Below are 19,315 nucleotides of genomic sequence, written 5' to 3'. Positions count from 1 at the left end.
TCCTTTCAAAAAATATATCTGCAAAAATAAGGTTTTTCCTGTTTAAAAAAATTGTAATCGTAATAAAAAAATCTGCTTTATTACAAGAAAGCAGGCAGAATTATTCGTTCACTTTAAGACTTGATTATTTCTTTTCCAGTGCCTTTACGTTGATCTGTAAAGTTACTTCGTTTTTGATTATCCCATTTTCTACAGGGCTCTGAAATTTCACATTGAATTTTTCTCTTTCGATATCTTTCGGCTCTGTTGCAATGCGTACAGCACCTTCCTTTACAGAAATATTGGCTTTAAACTGTATAGGTTTTGTAATTCCCTTAATCGTAAGATTTCCATCAAGAATGGTGTTGTAATCTCCTTCATTTGCAGGAGTAATTTTGGTGATTTCGTAAGAAGCGGTAGGAAATTTTTCTACTTCAAAAAAATCTTTGCTTTTCAGATGTCCATTGAGTTTTTCGAGTTTCCCGGCGTCATCTTTCAGATCTACAGATGTTAAAGAAGTCATGTCGGCCACAAATTTCCCACTCTCCAGCTGATTGTTTTTTACAGTAACATCACCACTTTCAAAAGTAATGGTTCCGAAATGGCCGGTGTTTTCAGATTTAAATATTTTGTATCCTTTCCACTCTATTGTACTGTTCAAAGTATCCAATACATATTTGCGTCCCTCTTTAGTGGTGGCTACTTCATTATTTTCATTCGTAAGCGGTTTTTCTTTGTTGCACGAAAAAATTACTGCGAAAGATAAAAAAGCAGGGACAGCCAGAGAAAATAATTTTTTTTTCATCATAAATAGTATTGAAAGTGTAATGTATTCGCTAAGGTAATAAAAAAATATGAGTGTTTTGTAAAATCACTATTTTTGTATCATGCTTGTAGAGATTAATCATTTATATTTTTCACATGTAAAAGAACAGCCTTTGTTTGAAGACTTCAGTTTGCAGTTAGATGAAGGTAAAATAATCGCTTTGGCGGGTGAAAGCGGGTGTGGGAAATCTACTTTATTAAACCTCATCTACGGGCTTTTGAACTGGGAAGAAGGTGAAATCATCTTTGACGGAAAAAAACTGATGGGTCCCAAAGGAAATCTCGTTCCCGGTGAAAGTGAAATGAAATTTGTGGCCCAGAACTTTGATCTGATGCCTTACGCAACGGTTTCCGAAAATGTGGGTAAATTTATTTCCAATATTAACCTGTCGAAAAAAAAAGAAAAAATCGCTGAACTGTTAGAAGTGGTTGGGCTTGCAGAATTTGCGCACATCCTTCCGAAAAATCTCAGCGGCGGCCAACAGCAGAGAGTGGCCATTGCAAGAGCGCTCTCCGTGCTTCCCAAACTGCTCTTACTCGATGAGCCTTTCAGCAATCTCGACTTTGCCAGGAAAATCGAGCTCCGGGAAAAGCTCTTCCGGTACGTTAAGGAAAATCACATTTCGCTCATCATTTCTACCCACGAACTGCAGGATATTCTTCCATGGCTTGATCAGATCATTATTCTTGAGAAAGGAACATTACTGCAAAATGATATTGCTGAAAAAGTGTATAAAAAGCCTTTCAGCCCGTATGTTGCCAAGCTTTTCGGTGAAGTTAACTTATTTACTGAGGATGAAAAAAATATTTTTGGAATTTCAGACTTCTCCTATTATCCTCACCAGATTACATTAGCTGAGAGTGGTTTCGAAGCCGAAGTTCTGGAAAGCAGATTTGCAGGAAGCCATTATTGGAATAAAATAAGATGTAAAAATAAAAGCCTTGTCCTGTATACCGATCACTCATTAGAAAACAAGGTGAAAATTTCTTTTATTAAAAAGCATTAAGCAGTTATTCTGTTAAGCTTTTTTTACAAACTCAGATTTCAGTGCCATTGACCCGAAACCATCAATTTTACAGTCTATATTATGATCACTTTCCGGTCTAAGACGGATATTTTTCACTTTAGTTCCTGCTTTCACAGGTTTTGGAGCACCTTTTACGGGAAGGTCTTTTACCACTACCACAGAATCTCCGTCTTGCAGCTCATTGCCGTTTGCATCTAAAATTTTTCCGGCATCGTTGTTTTCAGAAGTCGCTTCTTCAGGATTCCATTCATAAAAACATTGAGAACACACCATCATATCGTCACTCGGATACGTAAATTCTGAATCGCATTTAGGGCAAATCACTACTCCGCTCATAATTTTAATTTTTGCAAAGGTACTATTTATTAGTCTTTAATATTCGACAGCATAGTAGCGAACATAACCGCATGATTACAATTAAAAGTCGTATTTTTGCAAATTCAAACAGCTTACTGCAATTATGGAATTGATACACAGAAACTTAGCGATCGGAATTCACGATGCTTTACTAGAAACTTTTTTTGAGAAAAATAAATATGCCGACAAAGTAATCGAAAGACTTTTGAAAGCAAACAGAAAGTGGGGAAGCCAGGACAGAGCAGTTGTTTCCGAAATCTTCTACAATATTATCCGATGGAAAAAACGTCTGGAATATTATATGGGAGAAGGAATAAAACCTAATAATATCTATAAGCTGATTGTCGCCTATCTTCTGTGGAGCGAAACCAATTATAAAAGATTTGAAGAGTTTGAAGGTATTAAAATTGCCGATATCATCACCAAACTCAAAAAAGGAACCGTTCCTACCAAAGCCATAGAATATTCTATCCCGGAATGGCTTGCCGAAACGCTGGAAAAAGAACTGGGACCACAGTGGGAAAAAGAAATGAAGGCTTTAAATGAGCAGGCTCCCACCGTATTAAGAGCAAATTCTCTCAAAACTTCAGCAAAAGAACTTATCTCAGACCTTGCAGATGATAATGTAGTCGCGTATACGGTTAAAAATTATCCTGATGCCGTTCAGCTCGAAGAAAAAAAGAATGTTTTTCTGACCAGTGCGTTCAAAGACGGATTATTTGAGGTACAGGATGCAACTTCTCAAAAAATAGGATATTTTCTGGATGTAAAAGAAGGCCAGAGAGTTGTGGATGCATGTGCAGGAGCAGGAGGAAAAACCCTTCACCTCGCTGCGTTGATGGGAAATAAAGGCCAGATCATCGCACTGGATATTTACGAATGGAAATTGGCCGAGCTGAAGCGCCGCGCCAAAAGAGCCGGAGCGCATAATATTGAAACCCGTATGATTTCTGATAATAAAGTCATCAAACGTCTTCATGAAAAAGCCGACAGGCTTCTGATTGACGCGCCATGTTCCGGTTTGGGGGTCTTGAAAAGAAATCCGGACAGCAAATGGAAAATCGATCAGGACTTTATTGACAGGATCAAAAAAGAACAGCAGCAGATTATTCAGGACTATTCTAAAATCCTTAAAAAAGGAGGTAAAATGGTGTATGCGACCTGTTCCATTCTTCCGTCTGAAAATAATGAGCAGGTGGCTGAATTCTTGAAAAATAACCCTGATTTTAAATTGATCAAAGACGAAAAAATAATGCCAAGCGAAGGCTACGACGGATTTTATATGGCTCTAATCGAAAGACTGGCTTAATTTAATTAAAATAAAAACATACAACTACTCTATTTTCTGGAGTAGTTTTTTTTATTATCTCAATCAAACATTATCTTTGTAAAAACCATCTTTACACCATGTTTAAATCAATCCTATTTTGTTTTTTTATACTCTTATCTGTGTTCAATTTTGCCCAAACCTACGAAATTCAATACACAAGCTCATACAACGGAAAAGTGCAGCCCAACCAAAATCCTACCGTCGTTTGGGTCAATGAAAATGAGAATTACATTTTAAATTCAAAAGTAAAAGACCAGAAAAGCGATTATCCTTTTGAAATCAGCAAGATCGAAAAACCTTCCAACACGATTATATCGTATGGTTTCCTGAGACCCGGAGAAATCATTTCTACTTCAGATTCACAATCAGTTGCTAAACAAAGTTTTGAATTCACAGATAAAACAAAAAAAATTTTAGGATACACCTGTAAACAGGCAGTCACAAAGATCAATTCAAATACAATTGAAGTTTGGTACACCAATGATCTCAAACTCAAAGGCGGGCCTTCAAGTCTGGGGCAAAATTTAGGGTTAGTGTTAGAAATCGAAAGAAACGGAAACTCTGCAATAACGGCAATTTCCCTAAAAAAGATCAAAAAAACCGGCATCGGAAACATTATTAATAAACCGACCACTATTACAGACCTTCTAAGCTATAAAGACCTGCTCTGGAAAAGCAGATTTACTACTTTGAAAGTTTTCGAAAATGAAATCATCAATTTCTCGGATCAGTCAAAATCTGATGAAAACATAAAACGATTTGCCAACGGAACCATCATCGTAAAGAAAATTAAGTTTCCAAAAATTACGGAAGGTGAAAATATTTTTGTAGAACTGAAACAGCGCTCCAATGGTGACGCGTATGACAGAACTGGGACCGTATTTTTTATTCCCGAAGATACATCACAATCTTTCTTTGACGGTCTGGAAAAAGGCGTGAAAACCCTCCCGATGTACGAAAATGGAAACGGGAAACAGTATTTTGGAATTATTTCAAACCAAAATTACCAGCCGGTGGTAGAAATGATGAGATTCTTTACCGCATTTGGAATCAACTCATTTAATAATCTAGAACTGAAAGATAAAACCTGGCAAACGGTAAGCCCGTTTCGACAGGAGATTACCGAATTAAAGCCTTCCCTTTCTGAAAAAGAAATCTGGGTCGGAACCTTTATCGGGAATTATGATAAAGGTGGCCACAAAGTGAGTCTGGAAATTACCATTCATAAAAGCGACCAAACCGTCTATAAAAACAATAAAGTGATCCCATTATTTAACACAACCAATATTATGGAAATGGCAGGACAGGATTATGCTACCATGTTCGATACTGAAAAAGGGCTTCTGGTAGAGTTTAATATAGAAAAAGACCTTAAAAATGCGCAGCTCAGATACATTACAACCGGACACGGAGGCTGGGAAAACGGAGACGAATTTATTCCCAAAGTAAATTCAATTTATCTGGATGGCAAAAACATATTTTCTTTTACCCCATGGAGAAGCGATTGCGGATCATACCGACTTTACAATCCTGCTTCGGGAAATTTTCCGGACGGGCTTTCTTCCTCAGACTTAAGCCGTTCAAACTGGTGTCCAGGAACCGTAACGAATCCTAATTATATACAGCTGGGTGATTTGAAGGCTGGAAAACACAGCATTCAGGTAAAAATTCCGCAAGGTGCACCGGAAGGCACAAGTTTCAGCGCATGGAATGTTTCCGGAGTTTTATTAGGATCTGAATAAAACAAAACCTCCTCGCAATATTATTGCAAGGAGGTAAAAACACAAATGATGAAAAAAAATTATTTCGAGCCACAAAGAAATAAAAAATATTTGAATAATTTCTTATCATAGAATAAGTTTTTTTATAATTTAATTATCTATATAATCAATAAAATAACTTTGATGATGAAAAATATTCACCCACCTCTCAATTAAGCATTGTATAAAAATAAAATTTAATTAATTTTTGATTTTTACATTTAAAATTTAAACGAATCAATTATTTTATTTGTTATTTATAAACACAAATACTAGTTTTGTTTTAAATATATAAAAAATGTGTGGAATCGTATGTTTGTTTGATGCAAAACAGCCAACTGAAGTATTGAGGCCTCAAGTCTTGGAAATGTCAAAAAAAATCCGTCATCGCGGCCCGGATTGGAGCGGAGTTTTTCAAAATGAAAAAATAATGTTTTCTCATGAAAGATTGGCCATCGTAGATCCGGCTTCCGGAAAACAACCCTTATTTTCTATAGATGGAAAGATTGTTTTAGCCGTCAACGGAGAAATTTACAATCATCAAGGATTAAAAGAAGAGTTTTCAGAAGATCAGTTTAAAACCCAGTCTGATTGTGAAGTGATTATAGCACTATATCAAAAATACGGAACGAATTTTATCGAAAAATTAAACGGAATTTTTGCATTTGCCTTATATGACCTGGAAAAAGATGTTTATCTCATTGCAAGAGACCACATGGGAATTTGTCCGTTGTACCAAGGATGGGATAAAAATGGGAACTACTATGTCGCTTCAGAACTAAAGGCGCTGGAAGGTATTTGTAAAAGCATTGAAACTTTTTTACCCGGTCATTATCTTTACAGTGCGGAAGGAAAAGAGCTTCAGCAATGGTACACAAGAGACTGGGAAAATTATCATGCTGTAAAAGATCATGTCACAGAAATTTCGGTCATCAGAAAAGGGCTGGAAGATGCGGTCCACAGACAGTTGATGAGTGATGTTCCATATGGTGTTTTGCTTTCCGGGGGATTAGATTCTTCCATTATTTCAGCGATTACGGCAAAATATGCTAGACAGAGGGTTGAGAGCGGTGATACCCAGGAAGCGTGGTATCCCAGACTGCACAGTTTCGCAGTGGGATTAGTGGGTTCACCCGATTTAGCGGCAGCGAAAAACGCGGCAGAGCATATCGGTTCTGTACATCATGAAGTACATTTTACCGTACAGGAAGGCCTAGATGCGATCCGTGATGTCATTTATCATCTTGAAACCTACGACGTTACCACAATCCGGGCATCTACCCCAATGTATTTACTGGCAAGAGTGATAAAATCGATGGGAATCAAAATGGTGCTTTCAGGAGAAGGTGCCGATGAACTGTTCGGTGGATATTTATATTTTCACAAAGCTCCGAATGCGAAGGAATTTCATGATGAAACCGTAAGAAAATTAGGCAAACTTCATCTTTATGATTGCTTAAGGGCCAACAAAGCGTTGATGAGCTGGGGAATTGAAGGGAGAGTTCCGTTCCTGGATAAAGAATTCATGGATATTGCGATGAACGTCAATCCGCAGGATAAAATGATCAATATATCTGAAGGAAAAATTGAGAAATGGGTACTAAGAAAAGCTTTTGAAGATCTATTGCCGGAATCTATTGCATGGAGACAGAAAGAACAGTTTTCCGACGGTGTGGGATATTCATGGATTGATACTTTGAAAGAAGTTGCCGAAAAATACGTGACTGATGAAATGATGGCCAATGCGAAATTCAGATTTCCGGTAAACACCCCACAAAACAAAGAAGAATATAGATACAGAACTATTTTTGAAGAACACTTCCCCAGTGAAGCCGCTGCCGAAACTGTGCCTTCTGTACCCTCAGTCGCATGTTCTACTCCTGTAGCATTGGAATGGGATGAAGCTTTCAAAAAAATGAATGATCCGAGTGGAAGAGCTGTAAAAGTGCATGAAACTTCTTATTAAAATCAAATAATTTATTAATCCTGTATCTGTACAGGATTTTTTATTCAATAAAAGCAATAATATTTTGATAATTTAACCAACAATTAAAATTATTATCTAATAAATAATTATATTTGGAAAATAAAAAAATCTCTGTTGTACAATGAAAAGAAATATTACTATTTTTTTTGCTTTGCTTTCTATAACATTTGCTTTCGGGCAAGGTAAATATGGGAAGTATCTCAATTCAAAAAAACTGGCTTTAACCTATAAAAGTGTAAAACCTGGTGATAAAGAAGATTATTACCAGCAATATTACTGGCTGGTAAAAGCAGAACAGCTAAAAACATATCCTCACCTTAAAGATGTAAAACCTGTTGTATTATATGAGTTTGTAAAAAAAGTGAACCCTCAGAATCCTACCAAAAAGCTTGATGACAGAGGTAAGGAGCTCAGAAACACTGCAGAATTATCTCTGGATCAATATTTTAAAAATAAAAATTTCCAGAACAATGCCGTTTTGATGTACAACCTGGAAACGTATGTAGATCCTTCCCAGGGAGAATATTTCACAAAAGTAGATCCTGAAAAAATCAAAGAACTGGTACCTAAAGAATTTTTCGGATTTGCCTCATTAAACAAAAAAACAGGCGCTGAGCAGAATTATTATCTTTGGATTGATAAAAAGAAGGATGACTATAAAATCGTAAGCATCATTCCGAACGAAAAAGACAACAAACAATTTTATGCTTCGCTTAAACAGTATTTACCGAAATATAAATTTCAGGAAAAATATATGCCTACAGTAAAAAAAGGGACTAAAGCAGATAAAACCGATAAAGATTTTTATTACATCATGCCTTTTGAGCAGAATGTAGATAATATAGAATATAAAACGGATGATTTCGAAAACTTTACGCTGAGCCAGGTTAAAAGAACCGGAGAAGCATGGATAGGAGTAGAAAAGCCTAAAAAATAATTAAAAAGTCCTGTGAATTTCACAGGACTTTTTAATTAAATACATTTTACGATTCAAATTTCATAAATGGTGTACAATTTGGTTTGAACTTAACCATGCCCGCAAAAACTTCCCCAAGACAAACCGTAAAGAAAGTGCTCCCTCTGATTCTTGCGACTGCTATTTTCATGCAGATGCTGGATTCTACGATTCTGAACACCTCTTTGCCATCAATTGCAAGAGATCTTCAGGAGTCTCCGCTCAATATGCAGAACACGATTATCAGTTATGTACTGACTTTAGCTGTTTTCATGCCCGCAAGCGGATTTCTGGCAGACCGGTTCGGAACTAGAAAAGTTTTTATAGCGGCACTCGTTCTGTTCAGCATAGGATCTTTATTCTGCGCCGTTTCCCAAAATCTTACGCAACTGGTTATTTCACGGGTTATTCAGGGGGTCGGAGGAAGCTTGATGACCCCTGTCGGAAAACTGGCTTTAATTAAAACATTTGACAGGAACGAACTGCTCAAAGCAATGAATTTTGCCATTATTCCTGCATTGATAGGCCCGGTTTTGGGGCCATTGGTAGGAGGATACATCGTCGATTATCTTTCGTGGCACTGGATTTTTCTGATCAACATCCCGATTGGGATTGTAGGAATTATCTTAGGCGCAAAATATATGCCCAACTACAATTCGAAAGACACCGATTTTGATGTAAAAGGATTTTTGATTTTTGCCGCCGCTTCTCTCCTACTTTCCATTTCTTTAGAACTATTTGGAGGGATACAGAACATCACCCCGGTTTTACTGGTTTTTATTCTGGGTTTCTTATTTCTGTACTATTATTACAGACATGCAAAAAAAAGAGGCAATCCTATTTTTCCGTTAAGTTTATTTCAGGTTCGTACTTTTCGGGTAGGCATTGTGGGAAATCTCGCAACGCGGCTGGGAATCAGTTCGGTCCCTTTATTATTACCTTTAATGATCCAGATTGCATACCATCAGTCAGCCGTCACATCCGGATGGATTGTGGCACCGATGGCGCTAACCGCAATGTTTGGAAAATCTTCCGTGATCAGAATTCTTAATACGTACGGATACAAAAGAACTTTGATGCTCAATACTTTAATAATCGGTATTTTGATCTGCTGTCTTGCCATTCCGGATATTCACACTTCCCTGTTTTGGTTTATTCCGATTATTGCGGTTTTAGGATTTTTCAATTCGATACAGTTTACTTCAATGAATACGATCTCTATAGCAGATCTTCGTAATTTCCAGACCAGCAGCGGAAATTCTTTACTCTCTGTCAATCAGCAATTGGCGATAGGATTCGGGATCGCATTTGGGCTGATTGTTTTAAAGCTTTATGAAAGCAGTCCGGATCTAATTAAATATGAAACGCACAACGCCTTTCGGTACACATTTCTTACGGTAGGTACGCTTACCATCTTATCAAGCCTGGTTTTCAGGAGATTACATGTTTCAGACGGAAGAAATATGAAATCTGAAGAGTAAATATGACTTCTTATTTTAATGTATTATTGAGTTTCACCGAATTAAAAATCTTGCTTAAATTAACACACATCAATACCCTATATTTCTAATTGTTCTATTTTTGTTTCAAAGTCAGTGAATACAATAGTCTTCACATTCACCGACATCATTTATATAAAATAGAATTATGAAAACAGAATTTGAAAGCATTCCTTTAGTAAAAAACGAAGCAAAAAAAAGATTTGAAATAGAAATCGACAGCCATTTTGCTTCTATTGTTTATAAAGAAACCTCTCTTCAGATCGCTCTTATCCACACCGAAGCAGAGCCGGAACTTGCCGGGACAGGAGCTGCAGCCGCAGTTGTTGAAAAAACCCTGCAATACATTGAAAACAGCGAAAAAAAATTATTGCCATTTTGTCCTTATGTTTTTGCATTCATTAAGAAACATCCGGAGTGGAAACGTATTGTAGATGAAAGATTTGAAGGATATGATCAACTTTAATAGTGAGTAAATCTTACAATAGGAAATTATAAGTAAATTAGCATTATTCAAAAAACGAAGAATCTTTATGTCAAACATCGGCCTCATCATAGAAGAAAAATCAGCAGATATAGGAAATTTTTTAGTGGGAAGATTATTGCCTTTCCGAGAAAAAAGAGCGGTAGGACCTTTTGTGTTTATAGATCACATGGGACCCGCAGAACTGAAAGACTTTCAGAATCTGGACGTTCCGCCACATCCCCATATCGGTCTTTCTACGTTAACGTATCTTCTGGAAGGATCAATCTTTCACAGAGACAGCATCGGAAGCGCGCTTGAGATCAAACCGGGCGCCGTAAACTGGATGACTGCCGGAAAAGGCGTTGTACACTCAGAAAGAACACCGGAATATCTGAGACATACCGATAAAAAAATGCACGGATTTCAGATCTGGGTAGGACTTCCGAAACATCTGGAACAGTCTGAGCCGAGCTTCCATCACATCGAAGCAGCCGAACTTCCGGTTTGGGAAGAGGATGGAATTCAATATAAATTAATTGCCGGAGAAGCTTTCGGAAAAAAATCTCCGGTCCCGGTGCACAGCAAATTATTTTTCATAGAAATCAAAACTAAAACAGCGCAGAAAATCAGTATCGGAAAAGATTTATACGGTGAAGCTGCAATGTATGTTTTAGACGGCACGATTACCACAGATGGGAATTCTTATGGCTCAAAACAATTATTAATTGCGAAAAACACTCAGCTTTGCGAGTTTGAAATGAGTGAAAATGCAACCGTCTATCTTTTTGGAGGCGAGCCTTTTGATGAAGAACGTTTCATATTCTGGAACTTTGTAAGTTCAGATAAAGATTTAATAGATCAGGCAAAAGTAGACTGGAACGATCAGAACCATGATGCATTTCCACTTGTTCCCGGTGATGAGCTTGAATATGTTCCGCTTCCGAAAGCAATTCTAAAAAGAAAATCTTAAAATGAAAAGAATAATCCTTGCATTATTAGTGATCATATCCTTTGTATGTAATGCTCAGACAGTGAGTGAACCTAAAAATAATCCCGAAGAATGGTCAAAAACATACGAACCGTTCAGAATTGCGGGAAATCTGTATTACGTAGGAACCTACGATTTGGCTTCCTATCTGATTGTTACTGATAAGGGAAATATTCTTATCAATACCGGATTAGCAGATTCTCTCCCGATGATCAAGAATAATATTAAAAAACTTGGTTTTAATTATAAGGATATCAAGATTTTAACCCTTACCCAGGCCCATTTTGATCACATGGGTGCAATGGCTGAAATCAAAAAAGAAACAGGTGCAAAGCTTTATGTGGATGAAAAGGATGCCGCAGAATTAAAAAGCGGAGGAAAATCTGATTACGAAATTGGAAAATACGGAGTTACTTTCAAACCTGTACAGCCTGATTTTCTATTAAGAAACAACGACAAAATAAAACTTGGAAACACTACTTTGACACTGCTTCATCATCCGGGACATACAAAAGGATCTTGCAGCTTTTTATTTGAAACCAAAGATAAAAATCAAACCTATAAAGTGTTAATTGCCAATATGCCTTCCATCATTATTGACAGGAAATTTTCTGAAGTAAAAGAATATCAAAGCATTCAGAATGATTATGCTGAGACATTCAAAGCGATGAAAAATGTAGATTTTGATATCTGGGTAGCTTCTCATGCAAGCCAGTTTGATCTGCATATGAAACGAAAACCGGGAGATGTTTATAATCCTGAACTGTTTACAGATAAGCAATTGTATTTTCAGAAACTTGGAAAATTAGAAGCAGATTATCTGGAAAAAGTAAAACAGGATTCAGCAGAAAAATAACCGTAATTATTAGTAGCTATGAAAATATTCGCATTTGCAGGAAGCACTTCTTCCACATCGATCAACCGGGAACTGGTAAAATTTGTTTTGAAAAGCTTTCCTGAGGAAGAGATTAATTTTATTGACCTTAACGATTTTACAATGCCTGTTTTTTCTGTAGATCTCGAAAAGAAAGGCTTTCCGGAAGAGGCGCACCGGTTTTTAAAACAAATAGAAGAATGTGATGTTATTATTTGCTCTCTTGCAGAGCATAACCGTTCTTACGCGGCAGCTTTTAAAAATGTATTTGACTGGGCTTCCAGAATCAATGTGAAAGTTTTTCAGAACAAGCCGATGTTTCTGATGAGCACTTCTCCCGGCGGCTACGGTGGAGGAAATGTAATGAATACCGCAAAAACCTTTTTCCCGCAATTTGCAGCCGAAGTAAAAGAAACATTTTCACTTCCTAAATTTTATGAAAATTTTGATCTGGAAAGCGGCGTAATCGATCCCGAATTGCTGAAAGAATTAAACAATAAAATAGAAAATTTTAAAAATCAGGTTAAAAGCAAATGACAAAAGGAAGATTAGAAGCTTTCAGCGACGGTGTTCTGGCAATTATCATCACCATCATGGTTCTGGAATTAAAAGTGCCTGAAGGAGATGACTGGCAAAGCCTGCAACCTCTTATTCCTAAATTTCTAGCCTATATTTTCAGTTTTTTATACATCGGAATATACTGGAATAATCATCATCACTTGTTTCAGGCAGCAAAAAAGATTAATGGAGGCGTTTTATGGGCCAATCTTCACTTGCTTTTCTGGCTTTCGCTCATGCCTTTTGCAACCGAATGGATCGGTGAGACCCATTTTGCGAAAAATCCTGTGACTGTTTATGGATTTGGACTGATTATGTGTGCGATCGCCTATACGATTATGGAAAATTTAATCCTGAAAAATGAAAACGAAAATTCGAGGTTAAAAAATGCAATCCATTCTAAATTTAAAGAATATATCTCTATTGCATTCTATATTTTAGGGATCGCGGCTTCGTTTTTTTATCCTTATGTGGCGATAGGTCTTTATTATGTTGTTGCTGTCATATGGCTGATTCCTGATAAAAGAATTGAAAAATCATTAAAAGAAGATTAATATGGACACACACGAATATGTCAACGGCGACATCACCGTTATCTGGCAGCCGAAAAAATGCATTCACGCGGCTCTTTGTGTAAAAACGCTTCCTCAAGTGTACAATCCACAAGAAAGACCTTGGATAAAAGTGGAAAATGCAACTCCTGAAGAGCTTAAAAACCAAATTGACTTATGCCCTTCCGGAGCATTAAGCTACAAATTTAACACCGATAAATAATGGCAGTAACCGTAAAAGCAAGCTTAGGAAAAACAAAATACTACACTGAGGTAATTGCCGGAGAAAATACGCTGATTACCGATGAGCCTATTGATAGAGGAGGACAAAACAAAGGCTTTAATCCTTTTGAAATCTTGGCTACCTCTTTGGCTAGCTGTACTGCTGCGACTTTGAGAATGTACATTGACCGGAAAGAATGGGATGTTGAAAAAATAAATGTAGAGGTAGAATTAGAAAATTTTCCTCTAACGAAACTTTGCATTTTTAAAAGAATAATTGGTTTTGAAGGCGCAGATCTGAATGAAGATCAGATGAAAAGACTTCATACCATTGCAGATGCATGTCCGGTTCACAAAATTTTAACCAATAATATAAAGATTAACACTAATTTTATATAGTATGATAGACGTAAAACAAAACAACGACGACAAGCACGGAAGCTTTGAAGCCTCAGTAGAAGGCAAAAAAGCGGGCTTAATGACTTACACTTGGGCCGGTGAAGAAAGATTCATTATTGATCATACAGAAGTAGAGGAAGAATTTAACGGTAAAGGAGTGGGAAAAGAAATGCTTCTGGCCGCAGTAGATTTTGCAAGGAAAAACAATAAAAAAATAATTCCGCTGTGTCCGTTTGCGAAAGCAACTTTTCAGAAAAACCCGGATTTGCAGGACGTACTCTAATTCAACGATGATTTTTCAACATACAACCCTTCCAGCGTTTAAAACGCTGGAAGGGTTTTTCCATTATATTTCGCAATTGTGATCCAAAAAACTATATTTGCTGAAATTTAAATACAGATATGAATTCCGGAACGATTCTTTTGCTTTTTGTTTTTGTTTATTTTATCGGATTATTGGTCATTTCTTATTTTACCAGCCGAAATTCTGACAACCAGTCGTTTTTCATCGGCAATAAAAAAAGCAAATGGTGGCTCGTTGCCTTCGGAATGATCGGGACGAGTTTAAGTGGCGTCACCTTTATTTCCGTACCGGGAACAGTCGGAAAAATGACAGGAAGCGAATATATTTTCGGCGGTTTCGAATATTATATGATGGTGATCGGGTTTTTCATCGGGTATTTTATTGTTGCGGCCATTCTGCTTCCCCTCTATTATAAGATGAATCTTACATCGATTTACACGTATTTAGGAAAAAGATTCAATGTAGAAGCGCACAAAATCGGGTCTATTTTCTTCATCATTTCCAGAGCCATCGGTGCAACGGCGAGACTGTACCTTGTCGTGAATGTTTTGCAGATATTTTTACTGGAAGGTTTGGGAGTACCATTCTGGCTCACTGCCGCAGTGCTTTTGCTGATGGTTCTTTTATATACCTTTGAAGGCGGAGTGAAAACGATTGTGATTACCGATACGCTGCAAACTTCGTTTATGATTATCAGTCTTGTTGCCTGTATTATTTATATTTTATCTCATCTCAATTTATCTTTTGGAGAAGCTTATACCATATTAGAACAGAAAAACTATACCCATTTTATCAATTTTGATCCCAATTCCAAAACATTTTTCCTGAAAACCATTTTAGGGGGAATTTTCATCACGATTGCCATGACCGGGCTTGATCAGGAAATGATGCAAAAAAATATCTCTGTTGACAATCTGCAGAATTCCAAGAAAAATATGCTCACTTTTGCAGGAACACTCCTTTTTGTCAACCTCGCCTTTTTATTTTTAGGCGGCCTGCTTTATCTTTTTGCATTACAAAACGGGGCTGAATATGCCAAAATAACCAACATCATTGAAGGCAAAGAAGTGATCTCAGATATTTTCGGGTTTAAAGACAGCACCGGAACTGTAAAAAATATCATGGGAGATGATCTTTTCCCTTCCCTATCACTTCAGGGACATTTCCCGATGATTATTTCTGTGATTTTCATTATTGGGCTTATCTCTGCTTTATTTCCTTCTGCAGATGGAGCTTTAACCGCTGTCACCAGTTCTTACTGTGTAGATTTACTCAATCTTAACGACAATAAAACAAAAACAGAAAAACAGAAAAAACGTCTCCGTATGAAGGTGCATTTAACATTTACCATTGTTTTCTTTGTTTTGATTATGATTTTTAAAATGATGAATGATAAATCAATCGTGTACCTTATTATGGAAATTGCAGGATATACATACGGACCGCTTTTAGGACTTTTCGCGTTCGGGATTTTCACCAAATTTCAGATTTCAAGAAAATATTCCATTCTTGCGGTGACCCTGTTAGCTCCGATTCTTACGTACATTATTAATCTATCGGTAACTACATATACTGATTACAGAATTGGCGTAGAGCTGATTATTTTAAACGGATTAATCACCTTTATCGGGTTGTGGCTGGTAAAAAACAAGCAGTATCTAAAGTTGGTGTAGGTCTTTAAAGAATATTAAAAAACATACTCTATGAAAAAAATGATCCATTTACTCCTGTGCTTATTTACATTCAGCTTTATTACCGCCCAGGATTTCGAAGTTTCCACCTTAAGAATCGGGCCTTATAAAATGTTTATGAAAAATGATGAAGCCGAACAATTGGGCACGAAGCTTAAACAAACCGACTACGAACTCAAAAATATTGTACAATACAAAGGTGAAACTATCTTAATTGCGACTTCTCAGAACTACGATCAAAATGGGAAAGAAACTGGCCAGCTTATGATTCAGGGCCTTTCGACAACCAGCAAAAAATTCAGGACAAAAAGCGGAATCGGAGTCGGAAGCACCAAAGATGAGGTGATTAATGCATATAAAAACTATGCAAGCTACAGTGTCTACCCAGGTTGGGACGACAAAGGAAACCAGCAGAAAAATATAAGCCATTTTGTATTAAATGATTTAGATGCGGGAACGACATTAAGTTTTAAAATCGTCAATAACCTCGTTACAGAACTATGGGTATCCATTAATGAAGGCTGTTAAACAATATCATATTCAGAATCCGGAGTTTACTTCCGGATTTTTACATTTCCAAAAGCCACTAAAAAATTGTAAATTCGCACGCAAATAAATCCTAATATATGAGTAAAAGTATTGAAGAGCTGAAATCTCTTACAACACAAATCAGAAGAGACATTTTAAGAATGGTTCATGCTGTGAATTCGGGGCATCCGGGAGGAAGTTTAGGCTGTACCGAATATTTTACAGCGCTGTACGGTAAAATCATGAATTATAATCTTCCGTTCACCATGGAAGGCAAGAATGAAGATCATTTTTATCTTTCAAACGGGCATATTTCACCGGTCTTCTATTCTACACTGGCAAGATTTGATTTTTTTCCGGTAGCTGAATTAAGTACTTTCAGAAAATTAGATTCAAGATTACAGGGCCATCCCACTACTCATGAAGGTTTGCCGGGAATCCGGATTGCATCAGGATCTTTGGGTCAGGGACTTTCTGTTGCGCTTGGCGTTGCCCAGGGGAAAAAATTAGACGGTGATGATTCTTTGGTATTTTCTCTTCATGGAGACGGAGAATTGCAGGAAGGACAAATCTGGGAAGCACTGATGTATGCAGCAGCAAACAAAGTTGATAATATCATCTCAACCATTGATTATAACGGACGCCAGATTGACGGTGATACCGATGATGTATTAAGTTTAGGAAATCTCCATGCAAAACTGGAAGCTTTCGGGTGGACTGTTTTGGAAGAAAAAAACGGAAACGATCTTGAGGCGGTGATTGGTATTCTGGAAAAAGCAAAAACAGAAACAGGAAAAGAAAAGCCTGTTGCCATTATTCTGCATACCGAAATGGGATTTGGAATTGATTACATGATGGGAACTCACGCTTGGCACGGTAAAGCTCCAAATGATGAGCAGCTGGATACCGCTTTTAAACAGTTGTACCTAGAAGCCCCGGCTGATTATTAATTAATCGGCAATAAAATCTAATTAATAAGAGTAAATAAAACCGGAAGGTTACATGACTCTACAAAATTTAAAACTTCTCATGAAATATACATATACAGAAAAAAAAGATACCCGTTCAGGATTCGGGGCCGGATTGGCAGAACTGGCAGATAAAAACCCTAATGTAGTAGCACTTTGCGCAGATCTTATCGGTTCTTTAAAAATGGAAAAATTCATTGAAAAGGCACCTGAGCGATTTTTCCAGGCAGGGATTGCAGAAGCCAACATGATGGGACTTGCTGCAGGCTTAAGCATTACAGGAAAAATTCCTTTTACAGGAACGTTCGCCAACTTCTCTACTTCAAGAGTGTATGACCAGATTCGCCAGTCGATTGCCTATTCTAATAAAAATGTAAAAATCTGTGCTTCTCACGCAGGCCTTACTTTAGGAGAAGACGGAGCGACCCATCAGGTTTTGGAAGACATCGGAATGATGAAAATGCTTCCGGGAATGACGGTAATCAATCCTTGCGATTATAACCAGACTAAAGCGGCTACGATTGCGATTGCAGATTTTGAAGGCCCTGTTTATTTAAGATTCGGAAGACCGACTGTTCCTGTCTTCATACCGGAAGATATGCCTTTCGAAATCGGAAAAGGGATTTTACTTCAGGAAGGAACTGACGTAACGATCGTTGCAACCGGTCACTTGGTTTGGGAATCTCTGGTTGCCGCTGAAGAGCTTGAAAAAGAGGGAATCTCTTGTGAAGTGATCAATATTCACACCATCAAGCCGCTAGACGAAGAAATCATCTTAAAATCAGTTGAGAAAACCGGTAAAATCGTAACGGCTGAAGAGCATAATTATTTAGGTGGTTTAGGAGAATCAATTGCCGGAATGCTGGCAAGAAAAAGACCTACAAGACAGGAATTTGTAGCGGTAAACGATACATTCGGCGAGTCTGCAACCCCTGCCGAACTGATGAAAAAATATAAAATCGACGCTGCAGCCGTAGTGGAAGCAGTAAAAAGAATTTTAGCATAATAGATTTTCTTTAAAATAAAAAAAAGCATCCAGATTTGGATGCTTTTTTATTTTATAGAATACGTTTTAATTTCAATGAAGTGAATGAAACTTCTTAATCTTAAATTATGATCTGAAAAATTTCCATTTCGGAATAATCGCCAACATTCCGAAGCCTGTAAAAAGAAACAGATTGGTCACATCTGTGTATAAAAAAGTAGAAAGGTAATAGTTATGCATAAAAAAATGTAACAGCAGTAAAACTGGGAAGGTGAAAATTCCTACTTTTCGGTAAAAATAAATTAATGCTAAACTGACTATCATCAGAATATCTATGGAGAAAATAAAGTAAAAATACCATTTCGGGATATTGAGAAATTCGTGCTGCAGGTATTCATCCACATCAATTCCTACTCCCATAATGGTAAACAGTAATAATGCGGCCAATGCCAGAATAAATCCCAAACCTTTTTTCGGGTCTTCATCAAAATAACTGTATTCTTTTTCCATACTGCAAAAATAAAGAACTTATGAAACATTTCATAAGTTCTTTGTAATTTATATCGCTTAAAATGTGATTAAATAGAGATTGCGTTGATCAATCTGTTTTTATCACTTAAGAATTCTTCCATTGAGATCATACTTTCCGTTCTCATCACATCCTGTATATCGTCGATCTGATATATAATCTTTTTGGCGTCTTCCGTATTTTTGGCTTTTACCTTACAGAAAATATTGTATTTACCTGAGATTACGCTTGCTTCTACTACGTTCGGGATTGTTCCCAATTCTTTCAAAACCTCTTGTGTGCGGTTTGATTTCGTTAAAAGAATTCCTATAAAAGCGGTAAAATGGTAATCTAGTTTACCGTAATCCAAATTAAGTGAGGATCCTAAAATAATACCTGCATCTTCCATTTTCTTTACCCTTACGTGGATTGTTCCTGCAGATACATCCATCTGTTTTGCAATTTCTGTAAAAGGCATTCTCGTATTTTCTACTAAGAAATCAAGAATTTTCTTGTCTATTTCGTCCAGTTGATAGTTCATAATGAGTGAAAT

At 37.0% G+C, this 19,315-nt stretch carries 22 protein-coding genes; 18 read left to right on the top strand and 4 right to left on the bottom strand.

Annotation, left to right across the window (positions count from 1 at the left end; genetic code table 11):
- Positions 1 to 124: 124 nt before the first annotated feature.
- A complete protein-coding gene (locus N0B16_RS00990) occupies positions 125 to 784 on the bottom strand; it encodes a YceI family protein (RefSeq protein ID WP_262989953.1) in 660 nt (219 codons plus the stop codon).
- 82 nt (positions 785 to 866) lie between these two features.
- Between N0B16_RS00990 and N0B16_RS00985 the strand changes: the two genes are divergently transcribed.
- The gene (locus N0B16_RS00985; protein WP_262988854.1) at positions 867 to 1,811 is read left to right on the top strand and encodes a sulfate/molybdate ABC transporter ATP-binding protein; all 945 of its coding nucleotides are present in this window, start codon (positions 867 to 869) and stop codon (positions 1,809 to 1,811) included.
- A gap of 12 nt (positions 1,812 to 1,823) precedes the next feature.
- On the opposite strand, the gene N0B16_RS00980 is transcribed toward N0B16_RS00985, so the two are convergent.
- A complete protein-coding gene (locus N0B16_RS00980) occupies positions 1,824 to 2,168 on the bottom strand; it encodes a zinc ribbon domain-containing protein YjdM (protein WP_262988853.1) in 345 nt (114 codons plus the stop codon).
- A gap of 124 nt (positions 2,169 to 2,292) precedes the next feature.
- Between N0B16_RS00980 and N0B16_RS00975 the strand changes: the two genes are divergently transcribed.
- From N0B16_RS00975 to N0B16_RS00895, 17 genes are all read left to right on the top strand, one after another.
- Positions 2,293 to 3,498: an RsmB/NOP family class I SAM-dependent RNA methyltransferase gene (locus N0B16_RS00975; RefSeq protein WP_262988852.1), complete on the top strand. Its 1,206-nt coding sequence runs from the start codon at positions 2,293 to 2,295 to the stop codon at positions 3,496 to 3,498.
- Between the two features lie 98 nt (positions 3,499 to 3,596).
- Complete coding sequence (locus tag N0B16_RS00970) at positions 3,597 to 5,261, top strand: GLPGLI family protein (protein WP_262988851.1); 1,665 nt, start codon at positions 3,597 to 3,599, stop codon at positions 5,259 to 5,261.
- Between the two features lie 316 nt (positions 5,262 to 5,577).
- Complete coding sequence (asnB, locus tag N0B16_RS00965; RefSeq protein WP_262988850.1) at positions 5,578 to 7,245, top strand: asparagine synthase B; 1,668 nt, start codon at positions 5,578 to 5,580, stop codon at positions 7,243 to 7,245.
- Between the two features lie 142 nt (positions 7,246 to 7,387).
- Positions 7,388 to 8,203 (top strand): hypothetical protein, encoded by an 816-nt coding sequence (locus tag N0B16_RS00960; RefSeq protein WP_262988849.1) that lies wholly within the window; start codon positions 7,388 to 7,390, stop codon positions 8,201 to 8,203.
- A 95-nt stretch (positions 8,204 to 8,298) separates the two neighbouring features.
- Positions 8,299 to 9,702, top strand: coding sequence for an MFS transporter (locus N0B16_RS00955; RefSeq protein ID WP_262988848.1), 1,404 nt, complete (start codon positions 8,299 to 8,301; stop codon positions 9,700 to 9,702).
- A gap of 166 nt (positions 9,703 to 9,868) precedes the next feature.
- A complete protein-coding gene (locus N0B16_RS00950; protein WP_262988847.1) occupies positions 9,869 to 10,186 on the top strand; it encodes a GNAT family N-acetyltransferase in 318 nt (105 codons plus the stop codon).
- 67 nt (positions 10,187 to 10,253) lie between these two features.
- On the top strand, positions 10,254 to 11,156 hold the full coding sequence (locus N0B16_RS00945; RefSeq protein WP_262988846.1) for a pirin family protein: 903 nt from the start codon (positions 10,254 to 10,256) through the stop codon (positions 11,154 to 11,156).
- A 1-nt stretch (position 11,157) separates the two neighbouring features.
- Positions 11,158 to 12,030, top strand: coding sequence for a subclass B3 metallo-beta-lactamase (bla, locus tag N0B16_RS00940; RefSeq protein WP_262988845.1), 873 nt, complete (start codon positions 11,158 to 11,160; stop codon positions 12,028 to 12,030).
- A gap of 18 nt (positions 12,031 to 12,048) precedes the next feature.
- Positions 12,049 to 12,585: an NADPH-dependent FMN reductase gene (locus tag N0B16_RS00935; protein ID WP_262988844.1), complete on the top strand. Its 537-nt coding sequence runs from the start codon at positions 12,049 to 12,051 to the stop codon at positions 12,583 to 12,585.
- Positions 12,582 to 13,160 (top strand): TMEM175 family protein, encoded by a 579-nt coding sequence (locus N0B16_RS00930; protein WP_262988843.1) that lies wholly within the window; start codon positions 12,582 to 12,584, stop codon positions 13,158 to 13,160. Before N0B16_RS00935 ends, N0B16_RS00930 begins: the two co-directional genes overlap by 4 nt.
- A 1-nt stretch (position 13,161) precedes the next feature.
- Positions 13,162 to 13,380: a (4Fe-4S)-binding protein gene (locus N0B16_RS00925; RefSeq protein ID WP_262988842.1), complete on the top strand. Its 219-nt coding sequence runs from the start codon at positions 13,162 to 13,164 to the stop codon at positions 13,378 to 13,380.
- A complete protein-coding gene (locus N0B16_RS00920; protein ID WP_262988841.1) occupies positions 13,380 to 13,778 on the top strand; it encodes an OsmC family protein in 399 nt (132 codons plus the stop codon). The genes N0B16_RS00925 and N0B16_RS00920 overlap by 1 nt, the downstream gene beginning before the upstream one ends.
- Position 13,779: 1 nt before the next feature.
- The gene (locus N0B16_RS00915; protein WP_262988840.1) at positions 13,780 to 14,061 is read left to right on the top strand and encodes a GNAT family N-acetyltransferase; all 282 of its coding nucleotides are present in this window, start codon (positions 13,780 to 13,782) and stop codon (positions 14,059 to 14,061) included.
- 119 nt (positions 14,062 to 14,180) lie between these two features.
- Positions 14,181 to 15,755 carry a sodium:solute symporter gene (locus N0B16_RS00910; RefSeq protein WP_262988839.1) on the top strand — a complete coding sequence of 525 codons (1,575 nt, stop codon included), beginning with the start codon at positions 14,181 to 14,183 and terminating at the stop codon, positions 15,753 to 15,755.
- A gap of 30 nt (positions 15,756 to 15,785) precedes the next feature.
- Positions 15,786 to 16,301: a hypothetical protein gene (locus N0B16_RS00905; protein WP_262988838.1), complete on the top strand. Its 516-nt coding sequence runs from the start codon at positions 15,786 to 15,788 to the stop codon at positions 16,299 to 16,301.
- Positions 16,302 to 16,399: 98 nt separating this feature from the next.
- Positions 16,400 to 17,251 carry a transketolase gene (locus N0B16_RS00900; protein WP_262988837.1) on the top strand — a complete coding sequence of 284 codons (852 nt, stop codon included), beginning with the start codon at positions 16,400 to 16,402 and terminating at the stop codon, positions 17,249 to 17,251.
- Positions 17,252 to 17,330: 79 nt separating this feature from the next.
- Positions 17,331 to 18,275, top strand: coding sequence for a transketolase family protein (locus N0B16_RS00895; RefSeq protein ID WP_262988836.1), 945 nt, complete (start codon positions 17,331 to 17,333; stop codon positions 18,273 to 18,275).
- A 105-nt stretch (positions 18,276 to 18,380) separates the two neighbouring features.
- Here N0B16_RS00895 and N0B16_RS00890 read toward each other — a convergent pair whose 3' ends face one another.
- A complete protein-coding gene (locus tag N0B16_RS00890) occupies positions 18,381 to 18,764 on the bottom strand; it encodes a hypothetical protein (RefSeq protein ID WP_262988835.1) in 384 nt (127 codons plus the stop codon).
- Between the two features lie 68 nt (positions 18,765 to 18,832).
- Entirely contained in the window at positions 18,833 to 19,303 is a 471-nt protein-coding gene (locus N0B16_RS00885) for an Lrp/AsnC family transcriptional regulator (RefSeq protein WP_047446659.1), read from the bottom strand.
- Positions 19,304 to 19,315: the final 12 nt, after the last annotated feature.

It is taken from the genome of Chryseobacterium gilvum (assembly GCF_025628965.1).
GTDB classification, from domain to species: domain Bacteria; phylum Bacteroidota; class Bacteroidia; order Flavobacteriales; family Weeksellaceae; genus Chryseobacterium; species Chryseobacterium gilvum.
This window is presented reverse-complemented; position numbering and strand designations above follow the sequence as displayed.